The 19,137-nt window shown below is 70.2% G+C and carries 15 protein-coding genes; 7 read left to right on the forward strand and 8 right to left on the reverse strand.

Annotated features, from left to right (window positions below):
* Positions 1-10: 10 nt before the first annotated feature.
* Complete coding sequence (locus ACTWQE_RS06175) at positions 11-1,210, forward strand: MarP family serine protease (protein ID WP_443327778.1); 1,200 nt, start codon at positions 11-13, stop codon at positions 1,208-1,210.
* A gap of 702 nt (positions 1,211-1,912) precedes the next feature.
* On the opposite strand, the gene ACTWQE_RS06180 is transcribed toward ACTWQE_RS06175, so the two are convergent.
* The 6 genes from ACTWQE_RS06180 to ACTWQE_RS06205 form a co-directional block, all read right to left on the reverse strand.
* Positions 1,913-2,134 carry a hypothetical protein gene (locus ACTWQE_RS06180; RefSeq protein ID WP_443327779.1) on the reverse strand — a complete coding sequence of 74 codons (222 nt, stop codon included), beginning with the start codon at positions 2,132-2,134 and terminating at the stop codon, positions 1,913-1,915.
* A 113-nt stretch (positions 2,135-2,247) separates the two neighbouring features.
* On the reverse strand, positions 2,248-3,174 hold the full coding sequence (locus ACTWQE_RS06185) for an alpha/beta fold hydrolase (RefSeq protein WP_443327780.1): 927 nt from the start codon (positions 3,172-3,174) through the stop codon (positions 2,248-2,250).
* The gene (locus ACTWQE_RS06190; RefSeq protein WP_443327781.1) at positions 3,171-3,629 is read right to left on the reverse strand and encodes a phage holin family protein; all 459 of its coding nucleotides are present in this window, start codon (positions 3,627-3,629) and stop codon (positions 3,171-3,173) included. Before ACTWQE_RS06190 ends, ACTWQE_RS06185 begins: the two co-directional genes overlap by 4 nt.
* A gap of 70 nt (positions 3,630-3,699) precedes the next feature.
* Positions 3,700-5,091, reverse strand: a complete 1,392-nt coding sequence (nhaA, locus tag ACTWQE_RS06195; RefSeq protein ID WP_443327782.1) for a Na+/H+ antiporter NhaA — start codon at positions 5,089-5,091, stop codon at positions 3,700-3,702.
* Between the two features lie 288 nt (positions 5,092-5,379).
* Positions 5,380-7,341 carry an acetate--CoA ligase gene (gene acs / locus ACTWQE_RS06200; protein WP_443327783.1) on the reverse strand — a complete coding sequence of 654 codons (1,962 nt, stop codon included), beginning with the start codon at positions 7,339-7,341 and terminating at the stop codon, positions 5,380-5,382.
* 199 nt (positions 7,342-7,540) lie between these two features.
* Positions 7,541-9,895: a SulP family inorganic anion transporter gene (locus tag ACTWQE_RS06205; protein ID WP_443327784.1), complete on the reverse strand. Its 2,355-nt coding sequence runs from the start codon at positions 9,893-9,895 to the stop codon at positions 7,541-7,543.
* Positions 9,896-10,204: 309 nt separating this feature from the next.
* Between ACTWQE_RS06205 and ACTWQE_RS06210 the strand changes: the two genes are divergently transcribed.
* Positions 10,205-11,545: a hypothetical protein gene (locus tag ACTWQE_RS06210; protein ID WP_443327785.1), complete on the forward strand. Its 1,341-nt coding sequence runs from the start codon at positions 10,205-10,207 to the stop codon at positions 11,543-11,545.
* Between the two features lie 14 nt (positions 11,546-11,559).
* Here ACTWQE_RS06210 and ACTWQE_RS06215 read toward each other — a convergent pair whose 3' ends face one another.
* Positions 11,560-12,555 carry a nucleotide-binding protein gene (locus ACTWQE_RS06215; protein ID WP_443327786.1) on the reverse strand — a complete coding sequence of 332 codons (996 nt, stop codon included), beginning with the start codon at positions 12,553-12,555 and terminating at the stop codon, positions 11,560-11,562.
* A 100-nt stretch (positions 12,556-12,655) separates the two neighbouring features.
* On the opposite strand from ACTWQE_RS06215, the gene ACTWQE_RS06220 reads away from it, so the two are divergent.
* The gene (locus ACTWQE_RS06220; protein WP_443327787.1) at positions 12,656-13,477 is read left to right on the forward strand and encodes an oxidoreductase; all 822 of its coding nucleotides are present in this window, start codon (positions 12,656-12,658) and stop codon (positions 13,475-13,477) included.
* Positions 13,478-13,785: 308 nt separating this feature from the next.
* Here ACTWQE_RS06220 and ACTWQE_RS06225 read toward each other — a convergent pair whose 3' ends face one another.
* Entirely contained in the window at positions 13,786-14,622 is an 837-nt protein-coding gene (locus ACTWQE_RS06225) for an HAD family hydrolase (protein ID WP_443327788.1), read from the reverse strand.
* 441 nt (positions 14,623-15,063) lie between these two features.
* Between ACTWQE_RS06225 and ssd the strand changes: the two genes are divergently transcribed.
* The 4 genes from ssd (at position 15,064) to ACTWQE_RS06245 (ending at position 19,116) form a co-directional block, all read left to right on the forward strand.
* Positions 15,064-16,200 carry a septum site-determining protein Ssd gene (gene ssd, locus ACTWQE_RS06230; protein WP_443327789.1) on the forward strand — a complete coding sequence of 379 codons (1,137 nt, stop codon included), beginning with the start codon at positions 15,064-15,066 and terminating at the stop codon, positions 16,198-16,200.
* Positions 16,197-17,381, forward strand: coding sequence for a TadA family conjugal transfer-associated ATPase (locus ACTWQE_RS06235; protein WP_443327790.1), 1,185 nt, complete (start codon positions 16,197-16,199; stop codon positions 17,379-17,381). Before ssd ends, ACTWQE_RS06235 begins: the two co-directional genes overlap by 4 nt.
* Positions 17,382-17,392: 11 nt before the next feature.
* A complete protein-coding gene (locus ACTWQE_RS06240; RefSeq protein WP_443327791.1) occupies positions 17,393-18,310 on the forward strand; it encodes a type II secretion system F family protein in 918 nt (305 codons plus the stop codon).
* Between the two features lie 347 nt (positions 18,311-18,657).
* Positions 18,658-19,116 carry a type II secretion system F family protein gene (locus ACTWQE_RS06245; RefSeq protein ID WP_443327792.1) on the forward strand — a complete coding sequence of 153 codons (459 nt, stop codon included), beginning with the start codon at positions 18,658-18,660 and terminating at the stop codon, positions 19,114-19,116.
* Positions 19,117-19,137: the final 21 nt, after the last annotated feature.

A 19,137-nucleotide genomic window follows, 5' to 3' on the forward strand; every position in this document is an offset into this window, starting at 1 on the left:
CGGTGTCCCGGTGAATGTGCTGGACATCCTGTTGCTGCTCGCTGCCGTGTGGTTCGCGATCGTCGGTTACCGCCAAGGCTTCGTCGTCGGCATTCTGTCGGTGGTCGGGTTCCTCGGCGGCGGACTCGTCGCGGTCTATCTGCTGCCTGTGATCTGGGGTCAGGTCACCGAGGACCGTACGCCCGGGACGGGCGCCGCGGTCGCGGCGGTGATCATCGTGATCGTGTGCGCCTCGGTCGGGCAGGCGTTCACCACGCATCTGGGGAACAAGCTGCGTCGGCACATCACGTGGTCACCGGCGCGCGCGCTGGACGCCACGGGTGGTGCGCTGGTCAACGTCGTGGCGATGCTCCTGGTGGCATGGCTGATCGGCTCCGCCCTGGCCGGCACGTCGCTGCCGACGCTGGGCAAGGAAGTCCGTAGTTCCAAGGTGCTGCTCGGCGTCTCCCGGGTGGTCCCGGAGTCCGCGAACACCTGGTTCGCGGACTTCAGCACCGCCCTCGCGCAGAACGGCTTCCCACAGGTCTTCAGCCCGTTCTCCAACGAGCCGATCACCTCGGTTCCGCCCCCCGACCCCCGGCTCGCGACCAGCCCCGTCGCCACCCGCGCCCAGCGCAGCATCGTCAAGGTGGTCGGCACGGCACCGAGCTGCGGCAAGGTCCTGGAAGGCACGGGATTCGTGTTCTCCCGGAACCGCGTGATGACGAACGCGCATGTCGTCGGCGGCGTGGATGAGCCGACCGTACAGATCGGCGGCGAGGGCAAGCTCTACGACGCGACCGTCGTCCTCTACGACTGGGAGCGCGATATCGCGGTCCTGGACGTCCCCTCGCTCCGGGCGCCCGCGTTGGAGTTCACCGGGGGTGACGCCGGTACCGGCGACGGCGCGATCGTCGCGGGATTCCCGGAGAACGGCGCCTTCGACGTCCGCCCGGCGCGCGTCCGCGGCCGTATCGGGGCCAGCGGCCCGGACATCTATCACCGCAGCACCGTACGCCGCGACGTCTACTCGCTCTTCGCCACGGTCCGGCAGGGCAACTCCGGCGGCCCGCTGCTGAGTCCTGACGGCCGTGTGTACGGCGTGGTCTTCGCGAAGTCCCTCGACGACGCGAACACCGGGTACGCCCTGACGGGAGACGAGGTGCGCGAGGACGTCCTGAAGGGCCGCTCGGCCGACCGGCCGGTGGACAGTGAGGGTTGCGCACTCTAGTGCCGCGTCAGCCACGGTTCACCCGCTCGCTGCCCTGGCAGGACCTCCCCCAGCTACCTCCCCCGGCCGGAGGCTGGGGGAGGGCCCCCGGTTGCGTTGCCCGATCGACCGAGTAGGCCTTCCCCTGGCCTTCGGCCTGGGGAACCCCAGAGGCCGATCCGGCACCTTGCAGCTGACCGCACCAGGTCACCTCGCTACCGGGCAAACCTTGACTGACGCGGCACCAGCCAGGCCCTGTCCGGCGAGCCACGAGGGCCTGGGGTCCCGTGCCGAGGCGCCGAGGGGAGTCGGATGCGGGTGCATCGCAACGCGATGGGGCGCCCCGGTGATACCAGCCACAAGTGCTCGTACTGAGGCCAAGGACAGGGCAGCACTCGGGCGGCTCCGACAGCGCAGCCGACGGAAGCCCCCGCGCTCCGCGAGCTGGATGATTGCCGCAGGTCACCATCCTGGCGGCTGGTGGGAGGCAGCCCCCGGCATGCCGGCGCGGAAGATCGCCCGAACAGACGTTCGGTTCCGCTTCCGTACCCTCTGAGCTGCAGGCCCTCCGGGACGTACTCCGTACCGGTGGGACTCCCGGGCCGTAACTCCGGCTGTCCTCGGGACTCGTCCTGGGGACTCGCCGTTGTCCTCGGGCCTGCACGTCGCGGGCCTCAGCCCCAGCAGGCGTACCTCCGCCCGGGGACCCGGCCCGGGCAAGGGCTACGTGCGTGGATGGCGCAGACGCGCCGACATCCAGCGGGCACGGCGGCGGAGGATCCGTGGAATGCCCAGCTGGAGATCCCCGATTCTGCCGGGATGCCCCACGACGACCACCCCCTGCGGGGTGCTGCGCGCGGCGGTGGCGCGGCGCTTGCGAACTGCGTTGTCCCGGGGGTCCACCCCCGGACCCCCGGCGTCACGGGAGTCGTGCGTCCAACCCATACCGGGAAGCGTGCCCGGGGCCCAAGGTCGGTAACCGCCCCTGGGACGGCCAATTGGCCTATGCGGCGGGCAATTGGCCGTTCGTAGGAAGGGTGTACGAACAGACCCGGAGGTCAGCGGTCCGGTTCGGGGTCCCGGAGCCAGTTGATGAGTTCCGTGGTGAAGGCGACCGGGTCCTCCTCGTGAGGGAAGTGCCCGAGCCCGTCGAAGAGCCGCCAGCGGTAGGGCGCCTCCACGTACTCCCCGGACCCCGCCGCGCTCCGGGTTCGCATCACCGGGTCGAGTGATCCGTGCAGATGCAGCGTCGGCACCCGTACCGGCCGCTTCATCCGCCGGTTGAACTGGATGCCGTCCGGCCTGGCCATGGACCGCACCATCCAGCGGTACGGCTCGATGGCACAGTGCGCCGTGGAGGGGATGCTCATCGCCCGCTGGTAGACGTCCACGGCCTCGTCCTCCGGAAGCCGGGGCCCCGACCACTCCCGGATCAGCCGCCCCACCAGCGCCGCGTCGTCCGCCGTCAGCCGCCGCTCGGGCAGCCATGGCCGCTGGAAGCCCCAGATATGGCTGCCGGCGGCGCTCTGCCGGGCGTCCGTCAGCATGGCCGAGCGCCAGCGTCTGGGGTGCGGCATCGAGGCGACGGCGAGCCGGCGGACCAGCTTCGGGCGCATCACGGCCGCAGTCCAGGCCAGATATCCCCCCAGGTCATGGCCGACCAGCGCGGCGTCCGGCTCGCCGAGCGAGCGGATCACCCCGGTCACGTCCAGGGCGAGGTTGGCCGGGTCGTAGCCCCGGGGCGTACGGTCGCTGCCGCCCACGCCGCGCAGATCCAGGGCCACGGCCCGGAAACCCGCGTCGGCGAGGGCGGTGAGCTGGTGCCGCCAGGCCCACCAGAACTGCGGAAAGCCGTGCAGCAGCAGCACGAGCGGACCGTCACCGGCCTCGGCGATATGGAACCGCGCGCCGTTCGCGGCGACGTCGCGGTGGGTCCAGGGGCCGTCGAGCCGTACGACCGAGGCGCTGGTGTCAGGGACCGTCATACGGAGGAGCGTGTCACAGTCACGCCCGCGGGTCGTGCCTCCGCCACGGGGCGGGGGTGGGGTTTGACGCCCTGCAGTACGGCCGCCGTCTGCTTGGCCGAAGCCATGCTCCGCTTCGGCGGCTTCACCTTCTTGAACTTGGCCATGGCGAAGAGCCCGAGTACCGCGGCGATCAGCAGATGTGCGCCGCCCACGATCAGGAAGGACCAGGCCAGCCCGAGGCCGAGGTTGTGGATGCCGTACGCGGCGGCGAAGCTCAGCACCGGCAGTGCGAACAACGCCAGAACCCCGGCTGCCGTGATCGCGCCGCCGCCGATGCCCGCACGCTTGGCGTCCCGGCGCAGTTCGGCCTTGGCCAGGGCGATCTCGTCGTGCACCAGCGCGGCCATCTCGGCCGTCGCCGAGGCGACCAACTGGCCGAGGCTGCGCTCGCCATCCTGTTCGACTGCGCTCATCGCTTCATCCCTCTTCTCTTTTCCGCCGTACTACCCATCTGGACTACTTACCAGCCGATTGCCCTCCAGATCATGCCGGACTGTCGTCCTTTGTGCTTCCGGCGGCCGCCAGCTCGGCAAGCCGCCGGTGCTCGGCGGCCTTCGCCTCATGGATGGCGGCCATTCGAAGGTGGTACTCGGGGTCGTCCATCTCGTAGATGTCGGGGACGCCGTCCTCGTCCTCGTCGCGCTCCTCCTCCGCGGACAGCTTCCTGTACCTGGTGTCGCGCACCTTCAGCAGTACGCCCGCCACGACCGCCGCGATCAGCGACCCGACCAGCACGGCGGCCTTCACCTCGTCGACGAGCGCCGGATCGCCGGGGAAGGCCAGCTCCCCGATGAGCAGTGCGACCGTGAAGCCGATCCCGGCCAGCATGGCCACCGCGAGCACATCGGCCCAGGCGAGGTCCTCGTTCAGCTCGGCCTTGGTGAAGCGGGCGGCGAGCCAGGAGCCGCCGAAGACGCCGACGGCCTTGCCGAGGACCAGGCCGATGACGACACCGAGCGGCTCGGGTGTGGTGAAGACATCGCCGACGGCCTTCCCGGAGACCGAGACCCCAGCTGCGCAGAGGGCGAACAGCGGTACGGCGAGTCCGGCCGAAACGGGCCGTACGCGGTGCTCGATGCGCTCCCCGGGGGAGCGTTCCTCACCGTCCCGGACGGTGCAGCGCAGCATCAGGCCCATCGCGACGCCCGCGACGGTGGCGTGCACCCCGCTCGCGTGCATGAGGGCCCAGATGACCACAGCGAGCGGGACGTGTACGTACCAGCCCCGCACACCCCAGCGGAGCAGGAACCAGAAGAGGACGAGGGCGCCGACGGCGAGGCCCAGGGCCACGAAGTCGAGCTCGCTGGTGAAGAAGATCGCGATGATCAGAATGGCGAAGAGGTCGTCGACGACGGCCAGGGTCAGCAGAAAGGCACGCAGCGCCGAGGGCAGGGACGTACCGATGACCGCGAGGACGGCGAGTGCGAACGCGATGTCGGTGGCGGTGGGTACCGCCCAGCCGCTGAGGTCGCCGTCGCCGCCCAGGTTCACGAGGACGTAGAAGGCCGCCGGCATCACCATGCCGCAGAGGGCCGCGATGACCGGGAGGGCCGCAGCCCTGGGGTCGCGCAGTTCGCCCGCGACCAACTCGCGCTTGAGCTCGATACCGGCGACGAAGAAGAAGACCGTGAGCAGACCGTCCGTGGCCCAGGAGGCGACCGAGAGATGGAGATGCAGTGGCTCGGGGCCGAACGAGAAGTCCCTGACGTCCTGGTAGACATCGTTCAGCGGTGTGTTCGCCATGATGAGCGCGATGATCGCGGCCACCAGCAGCAGCACGCCTCCGACGGTCTCCGTCCGCAGCGCATCCGCCACGAACGTACGCTCCGGGAGCGAGAGGCGTCCGAGGAACTTGCGGCGGTGGGGCGCGGCCACGGGTACGACCTCCGTCGGTTCGGCGGAAAGGCCTCAGCTCGGGCATGGCTGAAGGACCTGCCGACCAGACTTCCCGGCGCACCCTGAACTTCATGTGCGATGTTGCATCGCAGTCCCACTTTACCCGGGCGGGCGCGGGCGGCCATCCGGCAGGGTTCGCCACATGTTCCAGCGCTTCGCATGCTGGATGAGCATGCACACGGTGTGCCCCGCGATCTGCCGGGCACACCGCGATGCCCGTTTCGGGCCGTTCCGCCGGTCAGCCCTCTCCGGCGGCCCGCCCCGTGCTCAGTCCTCGCTGGCCGCGCTCGGCAGCTTGCTCTGGATGAGCTCCATCACGGACGAGTCGGTGAGCGTGGTGACATCACCGAGGGCGCGGTTCTCGGCGACATCGCGCAGCAGCCGCCGCATGATCTTGCCGGAGCGGGTCTTGGGCAGCTCGGCGACCGGCAGGATCCGCTTGGGCTTGGCGATCGGACCGAGCGCCCTGGCGACGTGGTTCCGCAGCTCCTCGACCAGGTCACCGCCCTCGGACGCGCCGCCGCGCAGGATGACGAAGGCGCAGATGGCCTGGGTGGTCTGTGGATCGGTGGCCCCCACGACCGCGGCCTCGGCCACCTTGGGGTGCGAGACGAGCGCCGACTCGACCTCGGTGGTCGAGATGTTGTGGCCGGACACCAGCATCACGTCGTCGACGCGGCCGAGCAGCCAGATGTCGCCGTCGTCGTCCTTCTTGGCACCGTCACCGGCGAAGTAACGGCCCTCGAACCGCGACCAGTAGGTGTCGAGGTAGCGCTGGTCGTCGCCCCAGATGGTGCGGAGCATCGACGGCCACGGCTCGGTGAGGACCAGGTAGCCGCCGGAGCCGTTCGGCACCTCGTTGGCGTCGTCGTCCACGACCGTCGCGGCGATGCCGGGCAGCGGGACCTGCGCCGAACCCGGCTTGGCTTCGGTGACTCCCGGCAGCGGGCTGATCATGATGGCGCCGGTCTCGGTCTGCCACCACGTGTCGACGACCGGCGTCCGGTCACCACCGATGTTCTTCCGGTACCAGATCCACGCCTCGGGATTGATCGGCTCCCCCACCGAGCCCAGGATCCGCAGCGACGACAGATCGAACTTGGCCGGGATGTCGTCGCCCCACTTCATGCACGCGCGGATCGCGGTCGGGGCGGTGTAGAGGATCGTGACGCCGTACTTCTGCACGATCTCCCACCAGCGGCCCTGGTGGGGGGTGTCCGGGGTGCCCTCGTAGAGCACCTGGGTCGCGCCGTTGGAGAGCGGTCCGTAGACGATGTACGAATGCCCGGTCACCCAGCCGACGTCCGCAGTGCACCAGTAGACGTCCGACTCGGACTTGAGGTCGAAGACGGCATCGTGGGTGTACGAAACCTGGGTGAGGTAGCCCCCGGAGGTGTGCAGGATGCCCTTGGGCTTCCCGGTCGTGCCGGAGGTGTAGAGGATGAAGAGCGGGTGCTCGGCGTCGAAGGCCTCCGGGGTGTGCTGCTCCGGCTGACGGCCCACGATCTCGTGCCACCACACGTCGCGGCCCTCGGTCCAGGCTGTGTCCTGCCCGGTGCGGCGGACGACGAGCACGCTGCGCACGTTCTCCGTACCGGGACGGGTGAGCGCCTCGTCGACGGCCGGCTTGAGCGCGGAGGGCTTGCCGCGGCGGTGGCCCCCGTCGGCGGTGATGACGACCCGGGCGTCGGCGTCCTCGATACGGGTGGCCAGGGCGTCGGCGGAGAAGCCGCCGAAGACCACGGAGTGCGGGGCTCCGACGCGGGCGCAGGCGAGCATCGCGACCACGGCCTCGGGGATCATCGGCAGATAGATCGCGACCCGGTCGCCGGCCCGGACGCCGAGCTCGGTCAGGGCGTTGGCCGCCTGGGAGACCTCACGCTGCAGCTCGGCGTAGGTGAGCGAGCGGGTATCGCCCGGCTCGCCCTCGAAATGGAGCGCGACCCGGTCACCCAGGCCGTTCTCCACATGCCGGTCCACGCAGTTGTACGCGACGTTGAGCTTGCCGTCGGCGAACCACTTCGCGAAGGGCGGATTGCTCCAGTCGAGGGTCTCGGTCGGTTCGGTCGCCCATGTGAGCCGCCGGGCCTGCTCGGCCCAGTAACCCAACCGGTCAGCCTTGGCCCGTTCGTACGCTTCAGCGGTGACATTGGCGTCGGCGGCCAGCTCGGCCGGCGGTGCGAACCTCCGGTCCTCCTTCAAGAGGTTGGCCAGGCTTTCGTTGCTCACGACATCTCCCAATCCGAGGGCACTTCGTATCCCAGGTCATAGCTCATCAGTCAGTTGGCCCGTGTGACAAGCGTCTTCCCGCAATTGGTTTAGACCTGTTCTTCGCGTGATGCCTGGTGCGCCTGAAAGCCTGGGCAACGGAGAGAGGTACCCCGGTACGGGCGGATTCACCGGCCCGTACCGGAATCCTGTGAAGGCCCTACACAAGACTCTCCTCATGAGCGGTCGGACCGACCCGGGCAAACACTTGTGCATCCTCGTCCAGCAGATACGCCTGGGCCTCGCCCACATGAAAGTACATGCCGTGCAGCGCCAATGAGCCTTCGGCGACCCTGCGCGCCACGGACTCATGAGCTGCCAGATGCCTCAACTGCTGCACCACATTGGTGAGACAGAGCTGCTCCGCCCTGTCTGCCGGCGACCTGTCGGCGATCCTCGGCCCGGCGCCCGGATGCCGGGCCAGCTGCTCCAGGCTGGGGAGCGCATGCCGCAGCCAGCGTTTGAGGGGTGTCTGGGGGCCGCCCGGCACCGCGCTGAGGAGTGCCTGCATCGCACCACAGCCGGAGTGCCCGCACACCGTGATGCTGCTGACCTTCAGCACGTCCACCGCGTACTCGATGGCCGCGGCCACCGAGTCGTCGCCGGTCTCGTCGCCCGGCAGCGGCACCAGGTTGCCCACATTCCGTACGGTGAACAGATCGCCCGGACCGCTCGACGTGATCATGCTGGTGACGAGCCGGGAGTCGGCACAGGTCAGGAAGAGCTGAGACGGGCGCTGGCCGTCCCGGGCGAGGCGGGCCAACTCCTCTCGCACCATCGGTGCGGTGTTGCGCTGGAACGCGCTCAATCCGCTGGCCAGTTGGTCACTTCCGGCTCTTGGCTCCTCGCTCATGGCCGCCGGGCGCGTGCAGTGGTGATTCCGCCATGGCGTCCAGGGGCGGCAGCTGTGTGCCGACGCGGGCTCGGCGATGCGCTGGCCGGCGCGGCCGGTGATCGCCGCCGTGCCCCCCAGCGCGGTGTGCGCGTCCTGCCAGTGCTGCAACGTCTCGTACGCGGCGTGGTCCATGAAGAAGCCGTCCAGCTCGATCACTGCATGGGCCCAGTCCGGCACTTCCCCGAGGGCCCGGCTGAGCCGTGGCACGGCGAGAAACGTCAACTGGCCTCGCACCCGTACCCGGTGGGTCCCGTCCGGTTCCGCCTCGACGGTGATACGGGTGCGCGTCAGCCGGTGGAGCGCCAGCACCACCGCGACCGCGATTCCGATGACCACGCCTTCCAGCACCCCCAGCAGCACGACGGCCGACAACGTCACCGCGTACACCAGGACCTCACGGTGCCGCTGGATGTTGCGCATATGGGTCAGGCTGACCATCTGCACGCCCACGACCATCACCAGCGCCGCGAGGACGGCCAGGGGAATCAGCTCCAGCATCCCGACCAGCAGCCCGGCGGCCAGCAGCACCCATACGCCGTGCAGTACGGCCGAGCCACGGCTGACGGCACCGGCCGCGACATTGGCCGTGCTGCGCACGGCCACCCCGGTGACCGGCAGGCCGCCGAGCGCTCCCGACACCACATTGGCCGCACCCTGGCCGCGCAGCTCCCGGTCGAGGTCCGCACGTGGCACACGGTTCTCCGGCTCCCCGGCTCGGGCCGCGGCCAGCTTGTCGATGGCCACGGCTGAGAGCAGCGACTCCACACTCGCGACCAGGGTGATGGTGAGCGCGGCGGCGACCAGCCCCAGGGCCGGACCGTCGGGCATCTGGGGCAGTGCGTGGCTCCGCCAGGACGGCAAGTCCACCTGTGGCAGACGCAGGCCCGCGGTCGCCGTGGACGCCGTCGCGAGGGCGACCGCCACGAGGGCCGCCGGTGCGTTGCCGAGCAGCCTCCTCCATCGACGGGGCAACCGCGGCCACAGGAGGAGCGTCGCGACGGTGACGGCGCTGACCGACAGGGCTGCGGGGTGGGGGTGCATCAACTGCTCGGGAAGAGCGAGGGCGTTGGCGACCGCCGAACTCTGTGGCGTGCCGCCGAGGACGACATGGAGCTGGGCCAGGGCGATGGTGGCCCCGATGCCGGCCAGCATTCCATGCACGATCGCCGGGCTGACGGCCAGCGCGGAACGGGCCACCCGTGCGAACCCCAGGGCGAGCTGAGCGAGCCCGGCGATCACGGTGAGCGCGCAGGTGGTGCGCCAACCGTAGGTGTGGATGAGATCCGCGGTGATCACGGTGAGGCCGGCTGCGGGGCCGCTGATCTGGAGTGGCGCTCCGCCCAGCAGGCCCACGACGATGCCGCCCACGGCTGCGGCGACAAGGCCGGACTGGAGCGGCGCACCGGTGGCGAGGGCGATGCCGAGGGAGAGCGGCAGCGCGATGAGAAAGACGGTGACGGACGCGGACAGATCGGCGGGGTGGATCCGGAAACGACGGTCGGAGCCGGAGCTGCCGGGGGTCGGGCCCGGCTCTCCGGGGGGCGGTGCGGGGGGCTTCGCCTCCCGGGCGAAGCGGTGAGCGCGAAAGGGGCGGTCGTCCATGGGCATGCGAACAGTCATCGTCCCGTCTTCCTCCGGGGCTGCGCGGTCGCGGTCAAGCGCGGCCGTGGGTCACGGCGTACAGCGGCGGGATGGCGCATCGTCCTGGCGCCCGCTGGTGGCGGGCGCCCAACGACTCTCAACTCTCAGTAAACGAATCGTAATGCAGAGTAAAGAACTCTACAGAACTTTCTCCGTAAAACGGCATCGGCTTACATCTATCGAGTGAATCTGTATGAATGTCAGCTTGTCGTACAAATCCTCCGGCCCGGTCATGCGACGTTGTCGGCGCTGTGTCGCACTGGACAAACCTGAGGAAAGAGGTGGCTCATGGCAGCCGCATGGAGAGTGGTGCTCGGTGTCGTCACGCCGGCGATGGCGCTCGCGGTCACCGGCTGCTCGAGTGGAGTGGCGATGAAGCCGGGGGGCGGAGATCCGCAGGAGGGTTCCGTGGCGCCGCAGGGTGCGGCCGCCGACAAGATCCGGATGATCGGTGACGGCTCGACCGCCGACACCGGCCGCCAGCCGAATCAGCCCGCTGTGCAGCGGCTGCGACCGGGTGAGCGTCCTCCGCAATTCGTGGTCTTCTCCTGGGACGGTGCGGGAGAGGACAGCCAGAAGCTCTTTTCGCACTTCCGTGCCGTCGGTAAGAAGTACAACGCGAAGATGACGTACTTCCTCAGCGGTGTGTACATGCTGCCGGACGAGAAGAGGAAGATCTACGACCCGCCGCGCCACTCACGCGGCGCCTCGGCCATCGGCTTCAACGACACCGAGGGGATCAAGGCCACCCTGGCGCAGATGCGTGAGGCCTGGCAGGAGGGCAACGAGATCGGCACCCACTTCAACGGCCACTTCTGCGGCACGGACGGCGGAGTGGGCACCTGGTCCTCCGAGGAGTGGAAGAACGAGATCGAGCAGGCCGAGTCGTTCGTCAAGAAGTGGCGGACCAACACGGGGCTCAAGAACGAGAAGCCCCTGCCCTTCGACTACAGCAAGGAACTGGTGGGTGGCCGGGCGCCCTGCCTGGAGGGGCAGAAGAACCTGATCCCCGCGGCCAAGCGGATGGGTTTCCGTTACGACGCCAGCTCCTCCGGTGGCCGCCAGGTCTGGCCGAACAAGATCGACGGCATCTGGGACTTCCCGCTCCAGGAGGTCCCCATGCCCGGCCGCGCCTTCGAGACCCTGGCGATGGACTACAACTTCCTGGCGAACCAGTCCGGCACGGTGCAGGGCGACCCCTCGCGGCACGAGGCGTGGGGGAAGCAGATGCGTGACGGTCTGCTCGCGGCCTTCCAGAGGGCGTACAACGGCAACCGGGCCCCGCTGTTCATCGGGAACCACTTCGAGTCCTGGAACGGCGGCACCTATATGCGCGCCGTCGAGGACACCATCAAGACGGTCTGCCCGCAGGAGGGTGTGCGCTGTGTGACCTTCAAACAGCTCACGGACTGGCTGGACGCCCAGGACCCGCAGGTGCTCGACCGACTGCGCACGCTGGGGGTCGGCGAGAAGCCGAAGGGAGGCTGGCCGTCCTTCCTCTCGGCGCGGCCGTCCGCTCCTGCCGAGCCCAGGGGTCCGGGGCGCCCCTCCGGCCCCGGCGGGCCCCGGACTCATGGGAAGCCGGATGCTCCGGGGGGCGGCTCACCGGCGGGTGCAGCGGCCAGGTAGCGGCCCCTTCTTGGTCATACAGGCTGCGGCGTGATCTTCGCCAGACGCTCCTCGAGGGAGAAGGCGGGGTCGACCTGGGCTGCGAGGTCGGCGCCCGTCTTCGCGTTTCCCCAGCTCTCCGCGTTCTTCAGATGGAAGTGGACCATCTGCCGGGTGTAGCGGTGCCAGTCACGCCGCTCGTACGAGTCGTCGGCTGTCTCGTGCAGGGTCCGCAAAGCCTGGCGGTTGGCAGGTTCGAGCGCGTCGAAACGGTGCGGGCGGCCCTTCTCCATCGCCCGCACCCAGTCGGAGTGGCCGACCGTGACGAGAAGGTCGTCGCCGGCCTCGTCGCGGAGGAACGCCAGGTCGTCCGGTCCCTGCACCTTGTTGCCGACGACGCGCAGCGAGACGCCGAAGTCGCGGGCGTACTCCTTGTATTGGCGGTAGACCGCGATGCCCTTGCGGGTGGGCTCGGCCACCAGAAAGGTCATGTCGAAACGGGTGAACATCCCGGACGCGAAGGAGTCGGAGCCGGCCGTCATATCGACGACGACGTACTCGTCCCGGCCGTCGACGAGGTGGTTGAGGCAGAGCTCGACCGCCCCGACCTTGGAGTGGTAGCAGGCCACACCGAGATCCGACTCGGTGAAGGGGCCGGTCACCATGATCCGTACATCGGCGCCGTCCTCGAGCTTTACGGGGCGGGCGCAGGCCGCGTACACCGGGTTCTCCTCGCGGATTCGCAGAAGGCGCGAGCCCTCGCCCGGAGGAGTTGTCTTGATCATGGTCTCCGCGGAGGCGATCCGCGGATTCGACCCCCGCAGATAATCCTTGATCAGCGCCAGCTCGTGGCCCATGGCGGGGAGTGCCCCCGCTGCCTCTTCGTCGAGGCCGAGCGCGGAGGCCAGGTGCTGGTTGATATCGGCGTCCACAGCGATCACGGGGATGCGTGCGGCGGCGAGGTGGCGGATGAACAGTGAGGACAGCGTGGTCTTGCCGCTGCCGCCCTTCCCTACGAAAGCGATCTTCATGTTCACCAAGAGTATGCGAAGCAATGCTCAACGTGAGTGACCGGGGTGAGGAAGACCACTCCTTCGAGGGGTGGAAGAGGTGAGTGCGTAGGGTCGTCGCATGGGTACGAATGCCGATCCGCTGGCCGCTCTGGGTGCGCTCCCGAGCGTGGCCGACTCCGTGGACTCCGTGCGCAAAGCCGTGGACCGTGTATACGGCCACCGGGTGATGCGCCGCCGCAGCAACGAGATCACATCGGAGGCCGCGCTGCGCGGAGCGCGTGGCTCCGCGGCCTTGTCCGACGCCGACTGGGCCTTGGAGGAGGTGCGGCGGCGCAGCGACTTCGGGGGTGAGGGCGAACCGCGGACAGTCGGCGCGGCGCTGCGGCTGACCGCGGAGGCGGGGCAGTTGCTCAGCGTCTGGCGGCAGTCCCCGCTGCGGGCGCTGGCCCGGCTGCATCTGGTGGCGGCTGGCGGCTCGGCTCCGGAGGACACGGTGGGCCGGCCCCGGCTGGCGGGCGAGACGGTGTCCGAACCGCTGATCGAACTGCCGTTGCCGGACGCAGAAGAGGTGGCCGGGCGGTTGGAGGGCCTGGCCGAGTTGGTGCTCGCGGGGACCGAGGCCCCGGCGCTGGTGACGGCCGCGGTCGTGCATGGCGAGCTGCTGGCGCTGCGGCCCTTCGGCTCGTGCAACGGCCTGGTGGCGCGCACCGCGGAGCGGATCGTGCTGGTGGGCAGTGGGCTCGACCCGAAGTCCATCTGCCCGGCCGAGGTAGGCCATGCGGAGCTCGGACGAGCGGCCTACGCGGCGGCACTGGACGGCTATGTCTCAGGGGCCCCGGAGGGGATGGCGGCATGGATCACACACTGCGGTCGCGCGGTGGAGCTCGGGGTCCGCGAGAGTACGGCGGTGTGTGAGGCGCTGCAGCGCGGCGCCGCCTGAGGGCCTGCGGACAAAGGGTTGCGGCGGTACCGGGAGAGGTACCGCCGCTGGCATGTCCGTCGGGTTACCAGTGCGTGCTCGATATTCGCCCATCAGGTCGGGTACTTCGCCCGTCACCTGGTGCGGCTGGCCCGTAATCGACGGGTCGGCGTCGCGTGGGTGCCTGACATTCATGCATCGGTCCGTGGGGCCTTGGTGCGTTGAAGGGTGATCCTCCCGGATCTCCCTGGTCTCGCGGGCCGTTGACTCCTTTCTACTCCTGGGTGTGGAGAAGTGGAAGCCCTGGCTGCATATCTTTACCTTTACCTTCAAACCCGGGCATAAGCTGCGCGCCGTCGGGACGCGTACCAGACCAGGCCCGCGGTGGCGGCTGCCGCACCCACCGCCGCGACTGCGGCGAGTACGGGGCGAGGCGGCAGGGAGAGCGACGGAACGCGCTGTTTCAGCCGCACGGGACGGTTGAAGGAGAGCACCGGCCAGTCCCGGGCCACGGCCTCCCGGCGCAGTCCACGGTCCGGGTTGACGGCGCAGGGGTGGCCGACCGACTCGAGCATAGGAATGTCGGTCACCGAGTCGCTGTACGCGTAGCAGCGAGCGAGGTCGTAGCCCTCGCTCGCGGCCAGCTGGGCGATGGCCTCGGCCTTGGCCGGACCATAGGCGTAATACTCGATCTCGCCTGTGAAGCGGCCGTCCTCGACGACCATACGGGTGGCCACGACACGGTCGGCGCCGAGCAACTCGCCGATCGGCTCGACCACCTCGGCGCCCGAAGTGCTGACGATCACCACATCGCGGCCGGCGGAGTGGTGCTCCTCGATGAGCGAGGCCGCCTCGTCATAGATGATCGGGTCGATGAGATCGTGCAGGGTCTCCGCGACGATCTCGCGTACCTGCTGAACGTTCCAGCCGCGGCACAGGGCGGAGAGGTACTCGCGCATCCGCTCCGTCTGGCCGTGGTCGGCGCCGCCCACGAGGTAGACGAACTGGGAGTAGGCGGTGCGCAGTACCGCCCTCCGGTTGATCAGGCCACCTCGGTAGAAGGACTTGCTGAAGGTCAGCGTGCTCGACTTCGCAATCACCGTCTTGTCGAGATCGAAGAAGGCGGCAGTGCGCGGCAAGAGGCGGTTTTCCACGGAGCAGAGCATAGGGGCCCGCCATTCGGCGTAAGCTGGGGCGCGTGGGTTTGCCTGAGAAGGCTCTCGGGTACACCATGGAAGTCACGGATCGTTCGCGACCGTGCTAACCCGGTCCGACTCCTCCCCCCCCGAGTCGGCCGTGGGGACGACCCCCGCTCTCCCCCCCGGCGGGGGTCGTCGCATGTCCGGACGCATTTTCGCATTTCATTTGGGGTCTTTCCTTTCTTTCGCGCCATGGGCTGCCGCGGCAGTCGACAGCAGCGCCTCGTGACGGAGAGTAATCGATGAGCTGCGGAGTGGGAAGTCACTGGTATAGGTGAGCGGGATATTCACAACTCGCAAGTTGTCCACAGTTTCGGACCAAGATCCTCCCGATTTCCCGGATCGCTGCACGGTGATTACCCGCGAAGTCCGCGGACGTGAGAGTGCGAAGCGAGAGGGGGCGAGACCGTGGCCGGATCCATCACAACCGATCGGCTGCATACCGCCGATGGGGAACAGCGTCGACCGCTGATCGTCACCGAGGACGAGGGACTGCTCGACGATTTGCTGCGGCTGTGCGCCGCGGCGGGTGCCGAGCCGGAGGTATCCCATGGGATGCCGACGGGACGGGGCGGCTGGGAGGACGCTCCGCTGGTCCTGGTCGGGGACGACACCGCGCACCGGTTGCGGGGTGCGGTGCGCAGACCGGGGGTGCTGCTCGTCGGGCGCGATCTGGACAATCATGACGTCTGGCGGCAGGCGGTGGGCATCGGCGCGGACCATGTGCTGTTCCTGCCCGACGCCGAGCCCTGGTTGGTAGACCGGATCGCCGACGCTGCGGAGGGCGTCGGACGACAGGCCCTGACCGTGGGAGTGGTCGGCGGGCGGGGTGGGGCGGGTGCGAGCACCCTGGCTTGCGCGCTCGCCGTGACCGCGGCCCGTGCGGGCAGGCGGACGATGCTCATCGACGCGGATCCGCTGGGCGGTGGTCTCGATGTCCTGCTCGGCGGGGAGAGAGCGGACGGCCTGCGCTGGCCGGCGTTCGCTCAGTCGCGGGGCCGGGTCGCGGGCAGCGCGCTGGAGGCGTCCCTGCCAGAGCTGCACTCCCTGCGGGTGTTGAGCTGGGACCGTGGCGAGGCAGTCGCCATCGCCCCCGAGGCGATGCGCTCCGTGCTGGCCGCGACGCGCAGAGGCGGCGGGGTGGTCGTGGTCGATCTGCCCCGCCGCGTGGACGATGCGGTGGCGGAGGCTCTTGCGCAGTTGGACATCGCCCTGATGGTGGTGCCCGCCGAGCTGCGGGCCGTCGCCGCGGCGCATCGAGTGGCGGCGTCCGTGGGCATGGTGGTCCGGGACCTGCGGGCGGTCGTACGCGGGCCTCGTGGTGCAGGACTGGACGACGAGGAGATCGCCCGGCTGCTGGGACTGCCGCTGGCGGGTGGGCTCGCTCCGGAGCCCGGACTGCCCGGCTCGCTCGAGGGCGGCGCTCCGCCGGGGAGCAGTGTGCGCGGGCCGCTCGCCCGGTTCTGCTCGGGGTTCTGGGAACAGGTCCTGCCGGGCGGCGGCGGTGGGGCTCCCCCCGCAGGCCAGGGGAGCGTCGCCGTATGAGTGCGGTGAGCCTCGCGGGCGGCGAGCTGCCCGCCCCTCTGTTGGACGCCGTGCGGTTGCGGCTGGCGGAGACGGGGGCCGAGCCGACGCCCGCCCGGGTGGCGGCCGCACTGCGCGAGCAGGGGCGGCTGCTCGGCGACATGGAAGTGCTCGGCGTGGTGACGCGACTGAGGTCCGAGCTCGTCGGCAGCGGCCCCCTGGAGCCGCTGCTCGCCGAGCCCGATGTCACGGATGTGCTGGTCACCGCCCCGGATGAGGTGTGGGTCGACCGAGGGCTGGGCCTGGAGCGCACCGATGTGCGCTTTCCCGACGCGTCCGCCGTCCGGCGCCTCGCGCAGCGCCTCGCCGCGGTTGCCGGACGAAGGCTGGACGACGCGCGGCCGTGGGTCGACGCCCGGTTGCCGGACGGCACGCGACTGCATGCGGTGCTGCCACCGGTGGCCGTGGGCTCGACCTGCCTGTCGCTGCGGGTGGTGCGGCCGCGGGCGTTCGGCCTGGCCGAGCTCGTCGCGGCGGGGACGGTGCCACCTGGAGGGGAGCGGCTGCTCCGGGGGGTGCTGGAGGCCCGTTTGTCCTTCTTGATCAGTGGAGGAACCGGGTCGGGCAAGACGACTCTCCTCAGCACTCTGCTGGGACTGGTCGGGCCGGACGAGCGGATCGTACTGGCCGAGGACTCCGCGGAGTTGAGGCCGGAGCATCCCCATGTGGTGCGGCTTGAGGCACGGCCCGCCAACCAGGAGGGCTCGGGCCGGGTCACACTGCGCGACCTGGTACGGCAGGCGCTGCGGATGAGGCCCGACCGGTTGGTGGTGGGTGAGGTCCGAGGCCCGGAAGTCACCGATCTGCTCGCCGCTCTGAACACGGGGCATGAGGGCGGCTGCGGCACGGTGCACGCGAATGCGGCGGCGGATGTGCCCGCCCGGCTGGAGGCGCTCGGTTCGACAGCGGGGCTCGACCGGGCGGCGCTGCACAGTCAGTTGTCCGCGGCGCTCTCCGTGGTGGTGCATCTGGTTCGGGACCGGTCGGGTCAGCGACGCATCGCGGAGGTCCACGTGCTGGAACGCGACAGGGACGGGCTGGTGAGGACGGTGCCGGCCGCGGTGTGGGGCCCGCATGGTTTCCGCGGCGAACGGGGTTGGGAGCGACTCGACCGGCTGTGTGCTCGCGGGGGTGCGTTGTGACCGTTGCGGCGATGGCAGCGGAAGCCGCTCCGGCGTACACCGCGGTGCTGTGCGTGGGCCTGGCCGCTCTGCTTCTGCTGACCGGGAGGGACACGGCGCTGCGGAGGGCGCGTCTGCTGTTCACCGACGGATGCGGGGCAGCGCAGGACCGGTTCGGGTTCCGTCATTCTTCGCTTCCCTGGCGCAGGGCGGCCGCTGCGGCCCGGCGACGGTGGGAGGCCTGGCCCGGGGGACCGCCGGGCCGTGAGGTGTGGTGTCTTCCGACCGGGTGCGCGGTCGCCCTGCTCGGCGTATCCGTGCTGCCGTTGCTCGGGGCGCTGGTGGCCCTGCCCGTGATGCGCCGGTGGCTCCGGCGCCGGGAGCAGCGACGAGCCTGCGATCGCACCGCCGCGCAGGTGATCGAGGTGTGTGCCGCGGTGGCGGGCGAGTTGCGGGCAGGGGCACAGCCGAACGACGCGCTGCGGACGGCGGTCGCGGGAGCTTTCGGAGATGCGGAGGCTGCGGTGACGGCGGCGGCACGGTTCGGCGGGGATGTGCCGGAAGCACTGCGGCGGATGGCGCGGCGGCCGGGCGCGGAAGGACTGTTGGGGGCCGCGGCGTGCTGGCAGGTTGCCGCGGACAGAGGGGCGGGGCTGGCGCTGGGGCTGGAAAGGGTGGCCGATGCGCTGCGAGCCGAGCGGGCTCAGTGCGAGGAGCTCGACGCCCAGCTCGCCGGGACGAGATCCACCGCGGTGATGCTGGCCCTGCTTCCGGTCCTCGGGCTGCTGATGGGCAGTGCACTGGGTGCCGAGCCGCTGCGGGTGCTGTTGCACACCCCCGCGGGATGGGCCTGTCTCGTGGTCGGCGGTCTGCTCGAGTGCGCCGGGCTCGTCTGGACGGCGAGCGTCGTTCGGGCGGCCGCCGGCCGGCGGGGAGCGGGGACCGTATGAGCGGCGACGTTCTCCACAGGATGGGGGCCGTACTGGGGGCTGTCGCAGCGGTGGCTTGTGCGGCGGTTGTGGCATACGGCAGCCGGAGAGACCGTGCGGTGCGACGTCGCATGGTGCTGATGCTGGGCGCTGAGCACGCGAGGCAGCGTGCGCGGGCCGGGTTGCGCGGCAGGTTCGCAGGGTGGCGCCGGCAGTGCCGTGGCGCCCTGCGGGATCGTTGGCCTGCTCCGGCCGTGGGGCTGACCGCCTTCGTGCTGGTGGGTGGAGTGCCCGGAGGTGTTGTGGGACTCGCGGCGGCCTACGGGATACGGAGATGGTGGCGCAGCCGCCCGGCGAGGGACGGGGCGGTGGCCAGCGCGGACGCGGTTGCGCGGCAACTGCCGCTGGCCGGTGATCTGTTGGCGGCATGCCTCGCTGCCGGGGCGGGGCCGCGTGAAGCGGCGGAGGCGGTGGGGAGTTCGCTGGGCGGACCGGTCGGCAACCGGCTGGTACAGAGTGCCGCCGAGCTCAGGCTCGGAGGCGAACCGGCAACAGCCTGGGGCCGGTTGGGTGCCCTGCCCGGTGCCGACGGACTGGCCCGCTGCCTGGAGCGGGCCCAGGCGACCGGCGTTCCGGCGGTGGAGCCGGTGACCCGGCTGGCCGCGGAGTGCCGCGCCGAACAGGCCCGGGCGGCGACGGCAAGGGCCCGGCGGGCCGGTGTCCTCGCCACTGCCCCACTGGGGCTGTGCTTTCTCCCCGCCTTCCTGACGGTCGGCGTGGCACCCGTGCTGATCGGGCTGGCCGGCGGCCTGTTGAGCGGCGGCTGACGTAACACCGCGTGGACGGAC

This window comes from Streptomyces sp. 8N706, assembly GCF_052245415.1.
In the GTDB taxonomy this organism is placed as follows: Bacteria; Actinomycetota; Actinomycetes; order Streptomycetales; family Streptomycetaceae; genus Streptomyces.